Origin of the sequence: Granulicatella sp. 572.rep1_STHE (assembly GCF_001073445.1) — a bacterium.
GTDB lineage: Bacteria > Bacillota > Bacilli > Lactobacillales > Aerococcaceae > Granulicatella > Granulicatella adiacens.
The window spans coordinates 160,721-182,433 of record NZ_JVBO01000019.1 but is presented as its reverse complement, the minus strand read 5'-3'; the positions used below and the strand labels follow the sequence as shown (position 1 = coordinate 182,433).

The 21,713-nt window shown below is 36.7% G+C and carries 14 protein-coding genes; 12 read left to right on the top strand and 2 right to left on the bottom strand.

Going from position 1 to position 21,713, the window contains the following annotated elements; all coding sequences use genetic code 11:
- Positions 1 to 57 precede the first annotated feature (57 nt).
- From ADH99_RS04860 to ADH99_RS04850, 3 genes are all read left to right on the top strand, one after another.
- Complete coding sequence (locus tag ADH99_RS04860; RefSeq protein ID WP_049555279.1) at positions 58 to 2,475, top strand: MBL fold metallo-hydrolase; 2,418 nt, start codon at positions 58 to 60, stop codon at positions 2,473 to 2,475.
- A gap of 131 nt (positions 2,476 to 2,606) precedes the next feature.
- Positions 2,607 to 4,064: a glucose-6-phosphate dehydrogenase gene (gene zwf, locus ADH99_RS04855; RefSeq protein ID WP_049555278.1), complete on the top strand. Its 1,458-nt coding sequence runs from the start codon at positions 2,607 to 2,609 to the stop codon at positions 4,062 to 4,064.
- Positions 4,065 to 4,445: 381 nt separating this feature from the next.
- Positions 4,446 to 5,240: a DUF1189 family protein gene (locus tag ADH99_RS04850; protein WP_005606788.1), complete on the top strand. Its 795-nt coding sequence runs from the start codon at positions 4,446 to 4,448 to the stop codon at positions 5,238 to 5,240.
- A 424-nt stretch (positions 5,241 to 5,664) separates the two neighbouring features.
- Here ADH99_RS04850 and ADH99_RS04845 read toward each other — a convergent pair whose 3' ends face one another.
- Positions 5,665 to 6,969 (bottom strand): DEAD/DEAH box helicase, encoded by a 1,305-nt coding sequence (locus ADH99_RS04845; RefSeq protein ID WP_049555277.1) that lies wholly within the window; start codon positions 6,967 to 6,969, stop codon positions 5,665 to 5,667.
- A 175-nt stretch (positions 6,970 to 7,144) separates the two neighbouring features.
- On the opposite strand from ADH99_RS04845, the gene ADH99_RS04840 reads away from it, so the two are divergent.
- On the top strand, positions 7,145 to 7,753 hold the full coding sequence (locus ADH99_RS04840) for a superoxide dismutase (protein WP_049555276.1): 609 nt from the start codon (positions 7,145 to 7,147) through the stop codon (positions 7,751 to 7,753).
- 27 nt (positions 7,754 to 7,780) lie between these two features.
- On the opposite strand, the gene ADH99_RS04835 is transcribed toward ADH99_RS04840, so the two are convergent.
- Positions 7,781 to 10,378: a YfhO family protein gene (locus tag ADH99_RS04835; protein ID WP_049555275.1), complete on the bottom strand. Its 2,598-nt coding sequence runs from the start codon at positions 10,376 to 10,378 to the stop codon at positions 7,781 to 7,783.
- A 174-nt stretch (positions 10,379 to 10,552) separates the two neighbouring features.
- On the opposite strand from ADH99_RS04835, the gene ADH99_RS04830 reads away from it, so the two are divergent.
- The 8 genes from ADH99_RS04830 (at position 10,553) to pheT (ending at position 21,067) form a co-directional block, all read left to right on the top strand.
- Positions 10,553 to 12,676, top strand: a complete 2,124-nt coding sequence (locus ADH99_RS04830; RefSeq protein ID WP_244266380.1) for a peptidoglycan D,D-transpeptidase FtsI family protein — start codon at positions 10,553 to 10,555, stop codon at positions 12,674 to 12,676.
- Between the two features lie 111 nt (positions 12,677 to 12,787).
- Complete coding sequence (locus ADH99_RS04825) at positions 12,788 to 13,330, top strand: NUDIX domain-containing protein (protein WP_049555273.1); 543 nt, start codon at positions 12,788 to 12,790, stop codon at positions 13,328 to 13,330.
- A gap of 3 nt (positions 13,331 to 13,333) precedes the next feature.
- Positions 13,334 to 13,615: a hypothetical protein gene (locus ADH99_RS04820; protein ID WP_049555272.1), complete on the top strand. Its 282-nt coding sequence runs from the start codon at positions 13,334 to 13,336 to the stop codon at positions 13,613 to 13,615.
- A gap of 66 nt (positions 13,616 to 13,681) precedes the next feature.
- A complete protein-coding gene (locus ADH99_RS04815; RefSeq protein WP_049555271.1) occupies positions 13,682 to 15,271 on the top strand; it encodes a hypothetical protein in 1,590 nt (529 codons plus the stop codon).
- A 10-nt stretch (positions 15,272 to 15,281) separates the two neighbouring features.
- On the top strand, positions 15,282 to 16,310 hold the full coding sequence (locus ADH99_RS04810; protein ID WP_049555270.1) for an acyltransferase family protein: 1,029 nt from the start codon (positions 15,282 to 15,284) through the stop codon (positions 16,308 to 16,310).
- Positions 16,303 to 17,268 carry a glycosyltransferase family 2 protein gene (locus tag ADH99_RS04805; protein WP_049555269.1) on the top strand — a complete coding sequence of 322 codons (966 nt, stop codon included), beginning with the start codon at positions 16,303 to 16,305 and terminating at the stop codon, positions 17,266 to 17,268. Before ADH99_RS04810 ends, ADH99_RS04805 begins: the two co-directional genes overlap by 8 nt.
- 309 nt (positions 17,269 to 17,577) lie before the next feature.
- A complete protein-coding gene (gene pheS / locus ADH99_RS04800; RefSeq protein ID WP_049555268.1) occupies positions 17,578 to 18,633 on the top strand; it encodes a phenylalanine--tRNA ligase subunit alpha in 1,056 nt (351 codons plus the stop codon).
- Positions 18,634 to 18,646: 13 nt separating this feature from the next.
- Entirely contained in the window at positions 18,647 to 21,067 is a 2,421-nt protein-coding gene (pheT, locus tag ADH99_RS04795; protein WP_049555267.1) for a phenylalanine--tRNA ligase subunit beta, read from the top strand.
- The last annotated feature ends 646 nt before the right edge of the window (positions 21,068 to 21,713 follow it).

Here is a 21,713-nt window from a genome sequence, read left to right as displayed (position 1 = left end):
ATTTACTTGTTGAGAAAATGTAAAGATTAAGCTTTGTTCAACAATGGGAGGAATAAAATGAAAAAAAGAGTAAGTGTGTTACTAGGGCTTGCATGTTTGCTATCCTTGAACATGAAAAATGTATACGCAGATGAACATTCCGTGAATAGAATTCATTTCATTAATACAAAAGGGAATTCAGGAAGCGATGCAATTTTATTAGAAAGTAATGGGCACTTTGCCCTTATTGATACAGGAGAAGATTTTGATTTTCCGGATGGAACGAATCCACTGTATCCTATTCGTAAAGGAAATACGACTCAAAATTATAAAGTGCTGGAGGATAGGGTCCTCCGTCATCTAAAAAATGTTGGAGTGAATAAATTAGATTTTGTTCTAGGTACCCATGTGCATAGTGATCATATTGGGGGAGTAGATGAAGTATTGAATCACTATTCTGTCGAAAAATTATACTTAAAACGATACAGTGATAATAGATTAACAGATTCTACTAGACTATGGGATAATCTATTCAATTATGATAATGCCCTAAAAGCAGCCAAAAATAAAAATGTTAAGATTATTCAAGATATTTCTGAAAAAGATAGTCACTTTAAATTAGGGGATATGGATATCCAACTCTATAATTATAAGAATGAATATGACAGCAATGGAAATCTAAAACAGGTATATGATGATAATTCAAATTCAATTGTCGCAGTCATTACCGTGAATGGGAAAAAAATCTATTTAGGTGGAGATTTGGATAATGCAGAAGGTGCAGAAGACCAATTAGGATCACAAATTGGGAAAGTGGATTTGATGAAATGGAATCATCATTCGGAATCTACTAAATCCAATTCTATTAACTTCTTAGAAAATTTAAAACCAAGTTTAGTTGTTCAAACAACCGGACAAGATATTAATGTTCCTTCTACAAAAAAATGGTTAGAAGATCGAGGAACAAAAATTGTAAAAGCTACAAGTAAACAATATGATGCAACTGTTTATGATATCAACCAATCTGGATTTACAGATGTTTCCAATCAATTCCCTCAAATTCCAACGGTTGAAACAAAATGGTATGTAAAAGATGGTTTCCGTATGTATCAATTAGATTCAGGAGAAAAGGCCATTGGATGGCATACGATTGATAATGAAAGTTATTTCTTTGATGGAAAAGGACATCTACAAACAGAAAAGTGGCAATTATCTGATGATTATTGGTATTACTTGCATAAAGATGGGAAGATGGCCAAAGCTGGTTGGCTCCAACTAGGGGATGATTGGTACTATCTAAATCCAAGTGGATCAAGAGAAAATGATAAGTTGTCGCAAATTAATGGCAAGACTTATTTATTCGATGAGAATGGAAAAATGCAGACTGGTTGGAAGACGGTGAATAAGGAAGCAATGTTCTTTGAAGAGAGCGGAGCTTTAAAAGAAAAAAATCTCAAACCGTCCTCTTGGAAGCAACACGATTCAAAATGGTATTACTTTGATGAAAATAATCAGATTGTCAAAGGGACAAGAATTGTAAATGGTAAAACATATTACTTTGATTCTAAAGGAATTATGCAAACTGGTTGGAAATGGCATAATGGAGCGTATCATTTTTATGAAGAAAATGGCTCTCAAAAGACAGGATGGTACGAAGAATCTGGTAAGTGGTATTATTTAACTCCAGAAAATGGCGAAATGGCTGTAGGAACTGCTAAAGTATATGGTCTTACTTATTATTTCAATAACGCAGGTGAAATGCAAACCGGATGGAAATGGCATGATGGAGCATATCGTTACTATCAAGAAAGTGGTTCTCAAAAGACAGGATGGTTAAAAGAATCTGAAAAATGGTACTATTTAACTCCAGAAGACGGAAGTATGGCTGTTGGAACGCATGAAATTAAAGAGGCTAAGTACTACTTCAATAATGCAGGTGAAATGCAAACTGGTTGGAAATGGCATGATGGAGCATATCATTATTATCAAGAAAGTGGTGCCCAAAAGACTGGCTGGTTCCAAGAATCTGGTAAGTGGTATTACCTACAAGCTCCAGAAGGAAGAATGGTAACAGGTCTTCAAGAAGTAGCCAATGAGTATTATTACTTCAATACTGCAGGTGAGATGCAAACAGGCTGGAAGTGGTTTGAAGGATATTATCATTATTTCGAAGAATCTGGAAAAATGATTCGAGACGGAGAAACACCGGATGGATATAAAGTAGATCATAAAGGAAGATGGATACAAGGCGTGGAAACGACGACTACAGTTGAGACAACAGTAGAAACGACGACTAAAGAAACCACTGTTGTTCCAACGACTGAAGTGCCTACAACCCAAGAACCAACAACTGTTGAACCAACAACTGTTGAGCCTACAACCGTTGAAGAAACGACAACAGAACCAACGTCTCAAGAAACAACAACGAAGGAAAGAAAAACCATTCCGATTATTCGAGATGATAAACCAATTCGAAGAGTTCAGGATATTTTTTAAGCAAAACGCCCTTTCTGAGAGGAAGGGCGTTTTATAGTTTACTTTTCTATTCTTATAACTTACACTAGAAAAGTAGTATTTTATCAATTGCAGGCTGCATGCTTGCGTATTATATTCAAGGAGGACAACTCATGCGCGAACAACATGTACTTATTACACTGTTTGGAGCAACTGGTGATTTAGCTCACCGTAAACTTTATCCTGCAATTTTCCGTTTATTCCAAAAAGGATTCATTAAAAATCATTTTGCTGTCATTGGGACAGCACGTAGAGAGTGGACTGATGACTATTTTAGAGATGTCGTAAAACAGTCTGTACAATCTTTAGTAAAGAGTGAGGAAGAATTAAATGAATTCTTATCGCATTTTTACTATCAACCACATAATGTGAATGATACTCATCATTATGTCGTTTTAAAAGAACTTTCTGAAAGATTAGATGGAACCTATCAAATCAATGGGAACCGTGTTTTTTATCTTGCGATGGCTCCAAATTTCTTTGGGACTATTACAGAGCACTTAAAAGCAGAGCAATTATTAACACCAAATGGTTATAATCGCTTAATTATTGAAAAACCATTCGGAAAAGATTTTGCATCAGCTCAAGAGTTGAATCATCAACTTCGTCAATCGTTTGATGAAAATCAAATTTATCGCATTGATCATTATCTAGGAAAAGAAATGATTCAAAATATTTCAGCGGTTCGATTTGCAAATCGTGTTTTTGAGGCATTATGGAATAAAGAAAATATTGACCATGTCCAAATTTCATTGTTGGAGCAAGTCAGTGTAGAAGAGCGTGGCGGGTATTACGATACTAGTGGCGCACTTCGTGATATGGTCCAAAACCATATTTTACAAATCCTTGCTTTAGTGGCGATGGAACCACCTGTTTCATTTGGAGACATTCGTAAAAATAAAATTAAAGTGTTAGAGCAACTTCGTCCATATACTGCCGAAGAAGTGAAGGAAAACTTTGTCCGCGGACAATATGGACCTTCCGAAGATGGATTGAAACCGGGGTACCGAGAAGATGCAAATGTCGCTGATGATTCGAATATGGAAACATTTGTTGCAGGAAAAGTATTAATTGATAACGAACGTTGGCAAGGGGTTCCTTTCTATGTCCGTACAGGAAAGAGCTTAAATGCCAAAGAAACCATAATCGATGTTGTGTTTAAGGAAGCAAGTTCTCCATTATTCTGTGGAGTAGAAGGATGTCCTTCAAACCGTATTTCCATTCACATCACTCCTCGTGAGGGATTCTGTTTTGTGATTAATTCGAAAGCAGTTGGAAATACCATTGCACTGCAAACGAGTCATTTAGAAAAAATCTTTGATGAAACATTCTCGCTAAGAAGTCCAGAAGCCTATGAACGTTTAATTTTAGACTGTATTGAAGGCGATATGACAAACTTCACTCACTGGGAAGAAGTTGCGGCTTCTTGGAAATATGTAGATACGATTCGACAAACTTGGGACAGCGAAATTGCTGAAGAGTTTCCAAATTATGCTGCTGGAAGCAAAGGACCAAAAGTCAGCTTTGAACTTTTAGAGCGTGAAGGTCGTAAGTGGGTTGAAAGAGATTAATAGCCAAAAATGAAGACTAGGGAGTTCCCTAGTCTTTTTTTGTTCTATAAAAAGTGTAGAAAGCACAATTATTCCCATCTTCAAAAGCGAAGAAAAGCTTCTAAAGGAATTCCTAAAAAAACGTGGATTTCTTATAGTAGCAGTAACGTGAAGAACATCGAAAGTGAATTATGCGGAGTAGGGATAAATCCCGTACTCCGCGTTTGAATCTTCGAAGGTGAGAGACAGAATGGCTCGAACCGGTGTAACGTTACCGCTACTATAAAAAGAAATCCGTAAGGATTTTTAGGAATAGTCATAGAAGCAATTCCTTCGCGCAACCTTGTTTTCTTGAAATGGACGCGCTTTTTCTGTAAACTGTTCTCTATATAGGAGGCGCGCATGACGATTAAAGAATTTATTCGACTTAGTTTATTAAAACCTAATAAAATTTGGACTATTTTACAAAATCCATTGAAAAAGATAAAAGGAATTTTTTTCTTGTTGGTCCTTATCATTTCCATTCCGAATTTTCTTCGAGCAAATGAATTTATTGGAAAAATTGCGGAGAATATAAAAGTAGTAGAACAAAAATTTCCTGAACTTTCAGTAAAGGATGGAAAATTAGTTGCGGATCAACAATCTGGTTTCTTGTATCGTTCGGACGCCTTTAATGTGTTGTTTGATCCAACTGGAAAATCTACAGATAATGATGTTAGTGCGGAATCTAACCAAGGAATTCCAACTATTGCATTTCTACAAGATCATATGGCCTTAGATACAGTCTTAAATTCAGCAAAAATTTCTTATAGTGATATTGGTGAGTTAAACAAAGAGATGATTCATCAGTATATCCAAGAGTTTAATGCGAATCTGTGGATGGTATTATTGGGTGTCATGTTATTCATGTTTGTATACAACAGCTTATTATTATACGTAATATTGATTATTGTAGGCTTTATTGTTCGATTGTTTGCAGCTTTATTTATGGGGGCTTGGATTCAAATGCCAACCTCCGTTTCGAAGCAATTAACGATGGCAGCAGCCTTTCTTCCAGCTGTTTTGTATAGTTTGATTGCCATTTTAGGCGTCGGTGGAGGAATCAGTATTTTCTATTACTTATTAGTAACAACGACTTTTAACTGGCTTCTCGGAATGAAAGAATTTATTGATATAGAAAGTAAAAAGAAACAGTAATTTAAAAACCACCTAGAAACTAATTTTAGTTTCTAGGTGGTTTTCTTTTGATAAAATCTACAAAAATAAATAGCAGAGACTGAAGAATAGATTACGAAGAATCATTCGGATTCTATAATCGCAGTAGTGGGGGATAGTATCAAAAGCGAGGGAGAAAGACAGAAACACCCTAGATACATTATTGTATCTAGGGTGTTTCGTTTTCTTTCCCCCACAAAGTTGAATAGGTATGAGCAAGCTGTTTACAGTGAAGCTCATACCATTCAACCACTGTGCTTAAAGGGAGTTAGGAATGGATTACTTACTCCCTTTTTGAAGCTTTGAAGGTGAAAGACCTTAGGCTCGAACCGGTACCCCATTACAGCGATTATAGAAAAATCCGAAAGGATTCGAAGTAATCTGATAGTAAGGAAAGTAATCTGTACTATTTATTTTTTGTACGATTTTGTCTGCGCTGTTTTTGACGGATTTCCTGCCCGAGTTTTTTCTTATAGCCTGGTTTTACTTTTTTCTTCGCCTTCTTAATCATTCCTTTAAGGCGTGGATCCAAGTCTTTTGATTGCGTGTTTTTACGTTTTTCGCGACGAGAGCGGTCATAACTTTCCACAAGCTCGCCATTTTTCAATTCAACCGTTTCAAATGAAATGCCTTTTCCTTCTAATGTTTGGATGGCCTGCTCTTGATCTGGTGTGTAGAAGGTGATGGCTGTTCCTTCAAGACCATTACGTCCTGTACGACCCACACGGTGAATGAAGAATTCTAATTCGCCAGGAATTTCTAAGTTAATGACGTGAGAAACACCTTCGATATCAATCCCACGTGCAGCAAGGTCAGTTGCAACCACAAATTGATAATCCATTTGTTGAATTTGTTTCATTACACGGCGACGTTCTCTTGAAGGAATATCTCCGTGAATCGTTGCTACTTTGAAGTTATGATTGCGGAGGTCTTGAGTGACTTCATCGGCTTTTTGTTTTGTGTTAACGAAAATAAGTACTAGGTAAGGGTGTCCCATCACCAGTAATTGACGTAGAACTTCCATTGGATTTTGTGCCTTTGTCACAAGCAATTGATTTTTAATTGTCGGTGAAACGAGTTGTGTATTCTCGATTTGAATCACCTTTGGATTACCCAAGTATTTCTTCAAGAATGGTTTAATCTTATCTGGAATTGTCGCAGAGAAAACAGACATTTGTAAGTTTTCTGGCATACGAGATGCGATTTCATCGACGGTTTCAAGGAACCCTAAGTCAAATGTCATATCAGCTTCGTCAACGACCATCATTTGGACCGTTTGAACGAAGAGGGCATTCTCTTGCATTAAGTCGAAAATACGACCGGGTGTCCCAATCACGATATGTGGTTGCGTTTGAGTGAGTTTTGCCACTTGGCGTTTTTTATCTGTACCACCGATACATTTTTCTAATAAAATTTCTGTATCACTAAAGGTAATGAGTTGGGCTGCAACAGCGGTTAATTGTTCTGCGAGTTCACGACTCGGAACTGTAATCACTAATTGTAATTCTTGACGGCTAGGGTCAATTTTGTTGATGAGTGGTAATAGGAAACTATGGCTCTTTCCACTACCCGTTTGCGATTGACCAATCACAGATTCTCCTTTTAATAAAAGCGGAATAATGCGTTCTTGAATAGGGGTTGGTTGTGTAAATTTTAAGTCTGCCAAGGCTTTTTGCAAATAAGGCTGTAATGCGTATTCTGTAAATTTCATGTTTTCATCTCTTTTCTTTCTCTATGTAGCGGGATTATTATACCATAAATTGAAGATTAAAGGTGGAACTAGGAAAGTGGGCATAATTTTTGCCTATCGTGTTTAGTGGATGGTATGATAATTAAAGAAAGAAACAGTTTTCAAAACTGTATTTAAAATTAGGAGGAATCTAGTAATGACTTATGAATTACCAAAATTAGAATACGCATTTGACGTATTAGAACCACATTTTGATGCACGTACAATGGAAATCCACCATGATAAACATCACAATACATATGTTACAAACTTAAACGCAGCGGTAGAAAAACACCCTGAATTATTCGAAAAAACAGTTGAAGAATTAATTAGCGATTTAAACGCTGTTCCAGAAGATATCCGTGTAGCTGTTCGCAACAATGGTGGTGGACATGCAAACCATAGCTTATTCTGGACTCAATTATCTCTAGAAGGTGCAAAAGCTCCAGAAGGTGCTTTATTAGCAGCTATCAACGAAGCATTCGGAAGCTTCGACGAATTTAAAGCAACATTCGCGCAAGCAGCAGCAACTCGTTTTGGGTCTGGTTGGGCTTGGTTAGTTCTTTCTAACGGAAAATTAGAAGTCGTTTCTACTCCAAACCAAGATAACCCTCTATCAGAAGGCAAAACTCCATTATTAGGATTAGATGTATGGGAACATGCATACTACTTAAACTACCAAAACCGTCGTCCAGACTACATTTCAGCATTCTGGAATGTTGTGAACTGGGATGAAGTAGCTCGTCGTTTCGAAGCTGCAAAATAATCTATAAAAAACGAAGACCGATGTCTCCTAGGAGTCATCGGTCTTTTTGCGTCTGGTTAACAAAATCAGAATAATAAACACAAAAGAAGCAAAGCTAATCATTGAACCTTCAATCAGATAAGGAGTCGTATAATGATATTCGACAGAATGTTTTCCTGGGGAAATACTAAATCCAAGAAGAGAATCGAGGATTTTATAAGTTTCTACAGGTTGACCATCTACACGAACCGTCCATCCTATTGAGTAAGGAATCGTCGTTAAAACCGTGCTTTCTTCTTCTACCGTCATCGTTCCAGAAAAATGGGTAGAGGAGAAGGTATCTATTTTTAATTCTTGAGCTTTCGTTTGTTGAATTCTATCTTGTAATAATGTTTCATTTAAGGAATAAAGATTCAATCTTGTAAATGAAAATTGATCCTTTTGAATCGTGAACTCTATCGTTTGAGGGCTTCCTTTTTTCTTGGAAGCAATACTTAAAAGAACGGGTCTTGATTCAACAGGATAAAAGAAATACTCTTTTCCATTTAGGGTCATCGTGAAACTATCTTCTTCCATATCTCCCGCTAATTCTAAATAGATAGGATTATCGGTTTCTGGCGTGAAGGTTAATGTAATGCTCCCTTTTTCTTCACTATTTTCCAACTGTATCGTTTGGTGAGCAAAAGGGCGACCTTTAATATTACTGTAAGCCATTTGAGAAGGAATTCTCGTGAAAATATCCTTTGGTGAATGGGTTCCTGCAAGAGCGTTAGATAATTGATTTTGCATGGCCACCGGCTGATTAACGGGGACTTTCATCGCTTTTAATATGGGTTTCATTGGATAAGCAATAGAAAGAACATTGTCATTTTGAACAACAGTACCTTCTTCAAATTGCTGTGCAACGTCCATCGTTTCTAAATCTTTTCTTTCCCAGCGATGATTATAAGAAGCCTGATTATTTGCGATAAAACTTGTTTTAATTCCAAGAAGGGCATCCGTTAATAACGTTCCATTACTATAACTTACGTAGGCCACTCCTTGTCGAACACCGATAGCTTCAAAGAAACGTTCACTTTCTTTCTCAAAGGTAGATGAAAAATGAGAGATTCCGTAAGTAGGAACTTGAAGATTATCGTTTTTGGAACGCGCAATTGTTTTTTCACTTCTAAAGAACGTGTTGTCAGGCGCTGATAGAGATTTGCTCCAAAGCTCTAAAGAGGCTTGATAGTTAGTGAAATCTGAATTCATCACATATCCCAGTCTAGCTAAGTTAATTCCACTATTCAACACAAGTTCAATGAGGACTAAACTAATCCATAACCTACGAGAACGCTTCTGGAATCTGGTTTGAGTAATTAATCCATAGAGAATACCCATTGAAATTCCAAACCCTAGGACAATTTGCCAGGATTGAAGGTAAGATTGAGGATAAAGGATGAAACCGATGCTGATGGCAAGCATAAAAAAGAAAAATGTAAAAGCTTCAAACATTGAAATCTTTGAGAACTTCAATGTTTGTTGATACCCGATGTAAACAATCCAGAAACTAAATAAGAATGAGAAACGGTAAGGATACCAATTCGGAAGTTGACCAGCATGCCAAATTCGATCTAAAAAATCGATATTAAAACTCACTAAAAAGAAGAGAGTAATGACAAAGGCGATGATTTTTTCAGCGAGTCTAATTTTCTTATGAGTAAAATAGGTAAAAAAGGAAAAGAGTGCCAAGCTACCAACAAAAATATTTGGGTATCCTTTAGGCATTTGCTGAAAGTCAAAACTACCAATGAATAATTTTGAGAGTATCAACCAAGGATTGTATTCTGATTTTAGAGACCAGAGACTTTGCTTTGCTGCTCCTTTACTTCCAAGTAAACTATAAGCACTTGGAAGTAGAACAATCATAATGAGCCCAATCGCTAATATACTGTATAAAGCAAAACGAGCTCCGGTTTTAAGAAAATCCTTCCATTGAAAGCTTCCTTTTTCAAGCAAGTAGGCATAAGGGAAATAAAACACTAAAAAGAGGCAAATCATATATCCTGTGTAATAATTAGCTAAAACGGTGATTGCCAATGGAAGAATATACCGAATCGGATTTTCATTGTTAATGAGCGAGTCGACCCCTAATAAAATGACTGGAAGACCAATCAAGGCATCTAGCCACATGATATTGAGTTGATTAACCGATAGATAACTCATAAACCCATAAGAAAGTCCAAATAGAAGTGCGTTCAAATCTCTTTTTCCAAATTTCTTATCCAAAAGATAGGCAAAGCTGACCGTACAAAAAATGAGTTTCAAGAGAATTAGAAGTGAGACTCCTATTGTAATATGTGATTTTGGAATTATAAGAAAAATCAAGTTAAAGGGACTTAATAAATAATAAGACCATAAGCTTACCATCTCTCCACCGATGGATTTGGAAAAGCTATAAAAGAACTGTTCAGGATGATGTAATAGAGTATCCTGATAATAAGCAAAGAAATCGACGTATTGTTGCCCCAAATCGACGGTTAGCCAAGTGCGATTTCCAAATGGGGTTATTGAAAAAAGAATAAATATAAAAAGAAGGAGGAATAATGGGATAAAAATACTAAGGCTGTAGTATTTTCTTTTATTCCAATTGCGCTCAGTTTTCATAGAAATCTCCTTAGTTGTATTCAATGATAGCATAGCACGTTATTGGATTTGCTGCACGAAAAAATGGGTAGTAGAGTCCAAAATCTTAGTAATTAATTAACCCCTTTTTATATAGTTCAAATAGGAATTTATGGTATACTGTTATGAGTTACTAGAATATGCATGGAGTTTATTATGTTGAATAAAAGAAAATCAAAAAACAAAAAGAAAAAATCACATATTCCATTTCGTTTAAATTTATTATTTTTAATTGTTTTCTTTTCATTTATTGCGTTGATTAGCCGTTTGGCGTATGTCCAATTAGTTAAAGGGGATGAGTTTGTTGCTCTCGTTCAACGAACTGAAACCACCACTTCCAAAAAAGCTGTTCCTCGAGGATCTATCTATGATAGCCAAGGTCGAGTTTTAGTAGGAAACAAGACTAAATTATCGATTAACTATACAAGACCTGCGGATGCGAAGTCCTCAAAAATGTTAGAAATCGCCAAAAAATTAACCTCTTTGATTTCAGTAGATACTTCTGAATTAAAAGAGCGTGATTTAAAAGATTATTGGGTGGCTTTAAATCCTGACAAATTAGATGGATTACTGACAGCTGAAGAAAAGAAACAAATTTCAAAAGAAAATCTCTCTTCAAGCCAAACGTATGAGATGCAATTAGCTCATATTTCTTCAGATGAGTTAAACTATAGTGAAGCTGAAAAACAAGTGATTGCTATTTTTACAAAGATGAATAGTGCTTATTCTCTTTCAACAGTTACGCTGAAAAATGAAGGAGTAACCGAGCAAGAAGTCGCAAAAATCAGTGAACGATTAGGCGAGCTTCGAGGAGTAGATATTGATTCTGATTGGGACCGTGAGTATCCAATGGGGGATATGTTAAAAACAATCCTTGGAACGGTTTCCTCTGAAAAAACAGGTCTACCTTCATCAAAAGTAAAATCATTATTAGCTCAAGGATATTCACTGAACGATCGTGTCGGAACGAGTTATCTAGAAGAACAGTATGAAACTGTGTTAAGTGGATCTAAGACTGTCGTTCAATCCCAAACGAATACAAAAGGACAGATCATCAAAAATAACGAAACCTATCCAGGGAAAGCAGGTTCTAATTTAGTATTAACCATTGATACTGAATTCCAGAAAAAAATAGAAGAAATTGCCAAAACTTCTGTTGAAGAAATGACGGACCCAGCTGCTGATCGCGTGTATATCGTAGTAATGAATCCTAAAAATGGAGACGTTCTAGGAATTACGGGTAAGAAAAAGAAATTTGATGGGAATTTCCAATCCAATGGAGTGGAAGACGATGCTTTAGGAGCGATTAACAACTCATTTGGAATGGGGTCGGTTGTTAAACCAGCAACGGTCTTATCTGGTTATATGGATGGAGCGTTGACTCTTGAAGACAATAAAATAGTCGATGAACCGATTGAATTTGAAGCTTCTAAACCGAAGAGTTCATGGTTTAACCGCAATGGACAAATTGAATTGACAGATTTAGATGCATTGGAACGCTCTTCAAACGTCTATATGATTAAATTAGCGATGAAAATGGGCGGACAAGCAGAATATGTTAAAGGCGGAAAATTGAATATCAATTTAAGCCTATTTGATAAATTACGTGAGTATTATGCTCAATTTGGTTTGGGTGTAAGAACCGGAATTGATCTTCCAAATGAAGGAAAAGGATATAATGGTGGAACAGCCGATGCCTTTTCTGCACTTGACTTTGCGTTCGGTCAGTTTGACTTATATACACCGCTTCAATTAGCTCAATATATGTCGACCATTGCAAATGGAGGAACACGTATTGCTCCTCGTTTAGTGAAAGAAATTCATGAAACGAGCCCTAAAGGTGGAATTGGAAACTTAGAAGATGTCATTCCAACCAAAATTATGAATACTCTTCAAGTAGAGAAGAAAATTCTGGATCATATTAAAGAAGGACTATACCGTGTTACTCATGGGGAGAATGGAACTTCTTCTTCTACTTTCAAAAATTACTCACCAGAAGTAGCTGGTAAAACAGGGACTGTAGAAGCATTCTATTCTGGGCCAAATCCTGCTTATAAGAATGAGGCTGTAGAAAACTCAACATTCATTTCATACGCTCCGTATGATAATCCTGAAATTGTTGTGTCTGTAGTAGCACCATACTTTAAAGATGGATACCCATCAGATTATGCTGCTAAAATTGCTAAAAAAGTGTATGAAGCTTATTTTGGTAAAAGAAGTAATTCTGAAACCAATGCTGCAACAGTAAATACACAAGTACAACAAAATAACAGACAATAATTCGAAAATGAGTGATAGTTTTATCACTCATTTTTTGTCTTTAAAGTTTAGTAAAATCGATTGTTGAAATGCTTAAAACCAATTATAATAAAGCAAAATGGAGGCGAAATTATGGATTTTACAGAAAAAACAATTCAAAGAGATATTAAATATTCAGGACGTATTTTTACAGTAACACAAGATATCGTAGAGCTACCGAATGGGAAAACTTCTACGCGAGACCTCGTATTTCATACGGGAGCAGTAGCAGTACTCGTGATTCGTGACGGAAAGATGCTACTCGTTCGTCAATATAGAAAACCATTAGAAATGCACTTCTTGGAAATTCCAGCAGGGAAATTAGACTCGAAGGAAGAAGTGCCTCTAGAAGCCGCAAAACGTGAATTAGAAGAAGAAACAAACCTAGTTGCCGAAGAATGGGTGAAGATGATGGAAATGGTCTCTACCCCTGGATTCTGCGATGAGAAAATTACATTATTCCAAGCAAAAAATGTGACGGTCAAAGAAAATGCGAAACCAGCAGACGAAGATGAATTTGTTGAAATCTTATGGATGCCACTCGAAGAAGTGATGCAAAAAATCCAAACGGGTGAAATTGCGGACGCGAAGACGATTATTGCAGCACAATATGCTTGGATGCATAAAGGAGAATAATCAATGCCAAATGAACCTTTATTAACGAGAAAATCGTATAAAGAACAATTAGAAAAACAGAATCGAGAGTTAGAAGAACTAGAAACTAGGCAAGAGCGAAGAGAGAGTCGTGAGTCTTCTTCTGGAATCGAAGAAGACTTTTATTCTGAACGAGAGGCAGATCGCTTACAACCTCACCGCACGCCAAAATCAGGACTTAGAAGATACAATCATTTTCTAAATGTATGGCTGGTTTCTGTTATTGTGATTTTAATCATTGTGATTGCGATTCAAATGTTCTTTTAAACGTGGTGTATAGCTAAAAAAAATGGTATAGTAATGATTGATATTTAAAACAAAGAGGATTCATAAATGAAACTAAATAAAGGAATTAGAATAGCATTGTGGTCTATTCCATTTTTACTATTTTATGCGTATATTTGGCATAAGGGATTTGAGTATCCAGTTGTAGATGACATTATGATTAACCAAACCATTTTGTCTCATGAAAGTATGCTGTTGCCATACATGGGAATAGGACTATCCTCTATTCTCGTAGCTCTTCAAAAGATTTTCCAGAATTGGAATATTTATTTTATTTTTCTGGTTGCGACATACTGTGGAAGCATCAGTGTTTTTAACGACTTTTTCTATAAGAAAAAATTATATGTATTGATTCCGTTAACACTTCTTATGCAATGTGTGCTGATTAAGTATTTTTCGTTTTCTGTAATCTCATACTTAGTTGCAGCAGCAGGAATTTTATTATTATTTAATCAGTCTCTAGTAATGGGAATATTGACTGTAGTAGTAGGAATTTCAATCAGACCTCAAATTGCGTCTAGTTTGATCGTGTTGGTTTTACCCTTCCTTATTTATGAGATTCTAAAGAATAAGAAATGGAAGGAAATGCTTATTCTTATAGGGATTGTATTATCCATTAATATATCCAATAAAGTTTATTCGATGACTCGACCAGATGTTCAGGAGTATCTTAAATGGAATGAACTAAGTACTAATCTTAGAGATTTCCCAGAAATTAGTTATGATAAGCACCGTGAAGAATTTGAAAAAATGGGTATTAGTGAAAATGACTTAAAAGTTTCGACTTATTGGTTGTTCGCCGAAAAAAGAGCTTTGAATAATGAAATGTTGGAAAAAATTCAGTCAGTCCGTTCAATTACAGAGAAATATTCCTTTGATATCCCTCAGTTTATCATTGATTATTTTCAAAATATTATCCTAGTAGCCTATCTCATATTATTTTCTGTTTGGCTACTTCTTTTTAGACCAAAAAATATATGGGCGTGGTTATTACCCATTACTCCGTTTATTTTAATCGGAGCACTCTTTGTTCGGCAGAGGGTGGTAGAAAGGGTTTATTTACCATTGATGGTATCATTTTTAATGTTCTTTTTGATTTATTCACCTGTTTTCTATGAGAAAAGAAAATGGTTTAAAAAGAAAGTTTTATTTTTATGTGTACAAGGGCTTTTACTGGTCACAGGATATAAATGGTTAGAATTTATGAATCAGGAATGGTATTGGTTCCCAACAATTACTGATTCAATGAATACTACATATTATCAAGTGGTGAAAGACCATCCAAATCAACTGATTGTATTTGGAGGATATGGGACACTTGTAAATTCCCAACCTTCACTATCTACCTTCAGAATTCGATCCGGGCAAGTTGTTAATCATACAACGACACTAGGAAATTGGCAGACTTTTTCACCTCATTATCGTCAATTATTAAATAGCTATAAGATTGATGATTCTGAAAATTTATTATCTTCTTCAATTGATAACGATAATGTTATTTTCTTTTGGGCAAAAGATTCTGGGAATATGGATAGTGTCATTAGAATTATGAAGGAACATTACAACAAAAATGTCTACTTTGAAGAGGTTGAGAAAGTAACAGCTGAGATGAGTATTTTTAAACTAAAAGAAAAATAAGGAGAAAAAAATGCAAAAGAGAATTGGTTATATTGATATGGCAAAAGGATTAGCCATTATTTTAGTAATTATTGGACATATAACCTTTACACCGAAAACGGGTAGAACAATCGTTTATCTATTCCACATTCCTTTATTTTTCTTTTTATCGGGCTTTACATTTTCGATAGATAAATATAAAAATTTCTGTACTTTTTTCTGGAATAAGTTTAAAGGGATCGTTGTACCTTTTATTTTAATGAATGTATTTGTATTTTTGGTGCAACTTTTTATTTTATATCCTGACCAAGTGTTAAGTTTTAATGTAATCCGATTTGCTAAACAATTACTTTTCTCGGATAGATTGCATATTTATTTCCAATTATGGTTTTTAAATGTATTATTTTTATCTGAAATAGTTTGTTATTTTATTTTAAAATATGCGCAAGAAGTGAAGTTTCAAATAGCCGTTGCTATTGGTTTAATACTCCTAGTTTTCATAGGTCAGAAAGTTTATGAAGCAAACTGGTATTTAATTTGGAACTGGGATTTAGTTCCAGTGTCTACTATCTTTATTTTATTAGGCGTGATTACCAGAAAACATTTATCATTGATTGAAAAGTACTTAACACTTAAGTTTTTACCGATTGCTTCCATAATCAGTATAACAATAGGCTTATTAAACTATAGACTAAGTGGCTATAAAGTAGATTTATACTACCAACAAATAGGCAATCATTTTTTATTTTACATAGCCGCTATTTCAGCAATTTGGGCTACGATTACTTTTTTTAAAGTTATTCCTGAAGTTGAGTGGTGTAAAGCAATTGGGCGGAAGACGTTGATTTATTATGGGGTCCATTCACCAATTGTTCTTGTGCTTGTTGAAAAACTAGTGGGACAATTGGCTTCAAAATATACAGGTATATTTATAAATGGATATGTTTCAACAGCACTTACAACACTTTTAGCTATTATCGGTTGTGAAATTATTGTGAGAATATTTAGAGGGACCAATTTCCCCTTTGGAATACAAGTTTTAGGAGAAAAAAATGAATAGAAATAACCCAATTTTATATATCGTTATTCCTTGCTATAACGAAGAGAAGGTTCTGCCGTATACGAATCCCATGTTTATTGAAAAAATTGAATCTTTAATCAATACGGGACAAGTACATTCGAGCAGTAAAGTCATGTATGTCAATGATGGGAGTAAAGATCAAACGTGGGAATTAATTCAACAATATGCAAAAGAAAATAGTCATGTTGTCGGAATTGCACAAAGCAGAAATCGAGGGCATCAAAGTAGTGTTTTAGCAGGGATGGAAGAAGCTGCTAAATTTGCAGATATCGTTATTACGATTGACGCAGATGGTCAAGATGATATTAACTGTATGGACAAAATGGTTGAAGAATTTAAAGATGGTTCAGAGATCGTTTACGGTGTTCGTGATAATCGTGATACGGATTCTGCTTTTAAACGTATTACTGCTGAAGGTTTCTATAAAGTAATGCATCTGTTTGGTGCGGACGTCGTCTTCAATCATGCGGACTATCGTCTCGTCTCTAAACGTTTTATTCAAGAATTAAAGAAATTCAAAGAGGTAAACTTATTCCTTCGAGGAATTATGCCACTTGTAGGCTTTAAGTATTCCTATGTGACTTACAAACGTCATGAACGTATTGCTGGAGAAAGTCACTATCCACTATCAAAAATGCTTGGATTAGCAATTGACGGAATTACAAGTTTATCCATTAAACCAATTCGAATCATTACTGCAATCGGCGTTCTAACTTCATTCTTCAGCTTTGCGTTAATTATTTGGGTGCTTTGGGCTAAATTCTCAAATAACTCCGTTGCTGGATGGGCGAGTACTTATGCCATTGTCAGTCTACTTGGCGGGGTACAGTTAATCAGTCTTGGTGTTATCGGTGAATACATCGGTAAGATTTATTTAGAAGCCAAAGAGCGTCCTCGATATATTATTGGGGAACGGACCTATGATGAAAAAGATTAGTTTTTCTTTTCATTTTCACGTCATTATGATAGGATAAAGCATATATAGAAAACACATTGATGGAAAAGGGTTTTTAACAAAGCTTTTCAGGGAGGAAGATCCTGACTGCAAGTCTTCCAAGTCACGTTTCAAACTTTTCACTTCCGGAGTGACCATTGGGATTCACTGATGAATAATGGTTCGGGTCGCCCCCGTTAACAGCGTCCAAGTGTCTTGAGCCTGTCTCAAGGAACAAGGGTGGTACCGCGAAATTTCGTCCCTTATAGTCTATTGGCTATAAGGGATTTTTATTTTATAAGGAGGAATACAATGAATTTAGAAGAAATGAAAGTGCAGTTTGATGCGATTCGTAAAGATGTGCTTGCTTCGTTAGAAGAAGTAACAAACTTAAAAGAGCTCGATCAAATTCGTGTACAACAATTAGGGAAAAAAGGACCAATCACTGAAGTTCTTAAAAACATTAAAAACTTAGCCAACGAAGAGAAACCAAAAGTAGGGGCTCTTGCTAATGAATTACGTTCTGTATTAGAAGAAAAAATCGCTTCTGTTAAAGAAGTGCTTGAAGCAAAAGCGTTAGAAGAAGCGTTACAATCTGAAACGATCGACGTCACAATGCCAGGACGTCCAGTCGAACGTGGAACTGCTCATGTATTAGCGCATGTTCAAGACCAAGTAGAAGATTTCTTCATCGGCCTTGGATACCAAGTCGTAGAAGGCCCAGAAGTGGAATCAGACCACTATAACTTTGAGATGATGAACTTGCCAAAAGATCACCCAGCGCGTGATATGCAAGATACATTCTACATCACTCCTGAGTACTTACTTCGTACACAAACTTCTCCAGTACAAGCTCGTACAATGGAGAAACATGACTTTACAAAAGGCCCATTGAAGATGTTAAGTCCGGGTCGTGTATTCCGTCGTGATAACGATGATGCGACTCACTCACATCAGTTCTATCAAATCGAAGGTCTTGTGATCGATAAACACATTACGATGTCAGACTTAAAAGGGACTCTTGAGGCATTTGCTAAAGAAATGTTCGGGGAAGACCGTGAAGTGCGTCTTCGCCCAAGTTACTTCCCATTCACGGAGCCATCTCTAGAAGTGGATATTAGCTGCTTCAAATGCGGTGGAGAAGGCTGTTCTGTATGTAAAGGAACAGGTTGGATTGAAGTATTAGGTAGTGGTATGGTGCATCCAAACGTCCTTGAAGCTGCTGGTGTGGATTCAAGTGTTTACGGTGGATTTGCCTTCGGATTAGGCCAAGACCGTATCGCAATGTTGAAATATGGGATTGAAGATATTCGTTCATTATATACAAACGATGTACGTTTCTTAAGCCAATTTACGAAAGAATCATAAGAGGAGGAAGAACATGAAATTATCATACGAATGGTTAAATGAATATATTGATTTATCACAAGTCACTCCTCAAGAATTAGGAGAAAAAATGTCTCGTACAGGAATCGAAGTCGATAGCGTAACGGTTCCAGGCGAAGGCTTAAAAGGACTAGTGGTTGGTTTAGCAACAGAAGTGGTTGACCATCCAGATTCAGATCACTTACACGTTGTTACAGTTGAAGTAGGAGCTGACGAGCCTCTTCAAATCGTGTGTGGTGCTCCAAATATCGCGGCAGGTCAAAAGGTGATCGTGGCGACTCACGGTGCACGCATTGCCGGCGGTCATAAAATTAAACGTGGGAAACTACGTGGCGTAGAATCTCAAGGAATGATATGTTCATTGCAAGAAATTGGTGTGCCAAGTAACTTAGTACCAAAAGAATACGAGGATGGAATTTACGTCTTCACAGATGACAGCATCGAAGTGGGAAGCGACGCAGTTTGTGCATTAGCGCTTGACTCAGCAATCGTGGAACTAGACATCACTGCAAACCGTTCTGATGCGTTAAGCATGCGCGGTTCTGTTCACGAAATTGGTGCGATTTACAACTTGAAGAACAATTTAGAACCAGATGCATTCGAAAAAGGAACTTCTTCTGAAATTCCAGGCGTTGTTACAGTTTCTGTAGAAAACGAAGCAGACGCTCCTGCATACCACGCATTCTTAATCGAAGGTGTTAAAGTGGCTCCAAGTCCACAATGGATGCAAAACCGTTTAATCGCAGCAGGTGTTCGTCCAATCAATAATCTAGTGGACGTAACAAACTACATCTTAATGGAATACGGTCAACCGCTCCATGCATTTGACTACGATAAATTACCTGAAAAAGCCATCCATGTCCGTCGCGCAACTGAAGGCGAAACAGTAGTGACTTTAGATGGGGAAGAACGTACATTAGAAAACGAAATCGTGATTACTTCAGGTGGCCGACCAGTCGCATTAGCTGGTGTAATGGGTGGATTAGATACTGAAATCTCAGACGAGACAACAACAGTGTTATTAGAAGCAGCCTTGTTCGATCCTAAAGCAGTTCGCCTAGCTTCACAAAAACATAACTTACGTAGCGAATCAAGTGCTCGTTTTGAAAAAGGCATTAACAAAGCAACCATCGTTCAAGCCGGAAAACGCGCTGCAGCATTGATTGCCGAGCTTGGTGGTGGAACAGTGAAAGAAGAATTTGCTTCTGTACAAAGCTACGATTTAGAATTACCAGTTGTAAGCATCACTCTAGAACGCTTAAACCACGTTTTAGGAACAAGCTTAACACTTGATGAAGTGAAACAAGTATTTGCACAATTAGAATATCCAACAACTGTAGAAGGAACACGTTTCGACGTGAAAATCCCTGCATGGAGATTTGATATTTCAATCGAAGCAGACTTAGTGGAAGAAGTGGGACGTATTTACGGATACGACAAGATTCCTGCAACATTACCAACAACTGAAAGTACAGTGGGGGGCTTAACGGACAAACAACGCTTCATCCGTTACACTCGTCAATTCATGCAAGGAGCTGGACTTTCACAGGCATACACTTATGCGTTAACCACTCCAGAAAAATCAAAATGGTTTACGAAGAAAGACGCAACAAGTGTGCGTTTAAGCTGGCCAATGAGTGAAGACCGTAGCGAATTACGTCAATCACTATTACCAAGTTTATTAGAAGCCGTTCAATACAACGTGGCTCGTTCACAAAACAACGTGAAATTATTTGAAGCAGGCCGTGTGTTCAAACTAGGAGCTGCTGGAAGTGAAGATTTCATCGAAAACGAGGTCATCGCGGGTATTTTAACAGGAGACGTGACAAGTGCAAACTGGAACCATAAAGCAGAGAAAGTGGATTTCTATGTGGTAAAAGGAATTCTAGAAGCGTACTTCGCACAATTAGACTGCTTAGACCGTGTACGTTTCGAGCCTTTAACAGATATTGAAGAATTACACCCAGGACAATCAGCACGTATTCTTTTAGACGGAGAAGTGATTGGTTTAATCGGTAAAGTTCATCCAACGGTTCAAAAAGCATTAGACTTACAAGACACATTCGTCTTCGAGTTAGATGTGGAACCATTACTTGCAGCTAACTTACAAGAAGCAGTGATTCAATCGGTTGCGAAATATCCAAGTATGACACGCGATATCGCGATCTTAGCACCAACTTCATTAACACATGCTGAGTTAGTGGATGTGATCCGTGCAAATGCTGGTGAGTTCTTATCAAAAGTAACGTTATTCGACGTTTATAAAGGGGAACATGTGCCAGAAGGATTCCAATCATTAGCGTATTCATTATTGTTTGTGAACCGCAATGCGACGTTGGAGGAAGACGTTATTAAGTCCGCCATGACTCGCGTAGAAGAAGCATTAGTGGCTTTAGACAACGTATCTATTCGATAAAATAAAGTAAGTACGAAGATTATTTTATGTAGTACTATAAAAACTTAGATTACCTTCGGTTATCTTCATAATAACGACAATAGCTGTACCGGACTGAGCCTTGCGTCTCAGTTCCTACCGAGCCTCAAACGGATGCTAGGAAATAAATTTCTCACATCCGTAATTCGCATCGGTTACTAGTCGCTATTGTTGTTATTATAGAAACCGAGGTAATCTTTGTTTTTATACATAAGATAGCTAATCTTCGTACTTTTTTATTGTGCGAGTTAGTAAAGTAGGAATACTTCTTCTACGCTCGCTAAAAGGAAGGGCAAGGGGTATTGGCTCGAGCCGGCGTCTCTCGCCTTTGAAGCCTCAAAGCCGGGAGTAAGACCAAAGTCAAAAACGGACTCACAGCGTGAGCCCGTTTTGCTTTGTAGTCTTACCCCCGCAAGGCTGATTAGGATTAAGCGAATCACAAGTGATGAAGCTTAATTCAATCAGCTACTGCGTCTAACTCTATAGAGTATTTTCGGTAAGAATAAATTCCTTACTCCTGCTTATTCGTTTCAATGCTAATCCCACTATTCTTTCAATAAACTGATTCTTTTTTGTAATCCTTGAACTTTGATTAGTTAGCTTGTTAAAAGCACTAATGCTTCTTCTG

Bases quoted from the DNA above. Each gene is read 5' to 3' on its own strand.
- ADH99_RS04845 (WP_049555277.1), bottom strand. From the start codon at position 6,969: ATGAAATTTACAGAATACGCATTACAGCCTTATTTGCAAAAAGCCTTG.
- ADH99_RS04815 (WP_049555271.1), top strand. From the start codon at position 13,682: ATGAAACTAAATAAAGGAATTAGAATAGCATTGTGGTCTATTCCATTT.
- ADH99_RS04850 (WP_005606788.1), top strand. From the start codon at position 4,446: ATGACGATTAAAGAATTTATTCGACTTAGTTTATTAAAACCTAATAAA.
- ADH99_RS04830 (WP_244266380.1), top strand. From the start codon at position 10,553: ATGTTGAATAAAAGAAAATCAAAAAACAAAAAGAAAAAATCACATATT.
- ADH99_RS04860 (WP_049555279.1), top strand. From the start codon at position 58: ATGAAAAAAAGAGTAAGTGTGTTACTAGGGCTTGCATGTTTGCTATCC.
- zwf (WP_049555278.1), top strand. From the start codon at position 2,607: ATGCGCGAACAACATGTACTTATTACACTGTTTGGAGCAACTGGTGAT.
- ADH99_RS04840 (WP_049555276.1), top strand. From the start codon at position 7,145: ATGACTTATGAATTACCAAAATTAGAATACGCATTTGACGTATTAGAA.
- pheS (WP_049555268.1), top strand. From the start codon at position 17,578: ATGAATTTAGAAGAAATGAAAGTGCAGTTTGATGCGATTCGTAAAGAT.
- ADH99_RS04820 (WP_049555272.1), top strand. From the start codon at position 13,334: ATGCCAAATGAACCTTTATTAACGAGAAAATCGTATAAAGAACAATTA.
- ADH99_RS04810 (WP_049555270.1), top strand. From the start codon at position 15,282: ATGCAAAAGAGAATTGGTTATATTGATATGGCAAAAGGATTAGCCATT.
- ADH99_RS04805 (WP_049555269.1), top strand. From the start codon at position 16,303: ATGAATAGAAATAACCCAATTTTATATATCGTTATTCCTTGCTATAAC.
- ADH99_RS04825 (WP_049555273.1), top strand. From the start codon at position 12,788: ATGGATTTTACAGAAAAAACAATTCAAAGAGATATTAAATATTCAGGA.
- pheT (WP_049555267.1), top strand. From the start codon at position 18,647: ATGAAATTATCATACGAATGGTTAAATGAATATATTGATTTATCACAA.
- ADH99_RS04835 (WP_049555275.1), bottom strand. From the start codon at position 10,378: ATGAAAACTGAGCGCAATTGGAATAAAAGAAAATACTACAGCCTTAGT.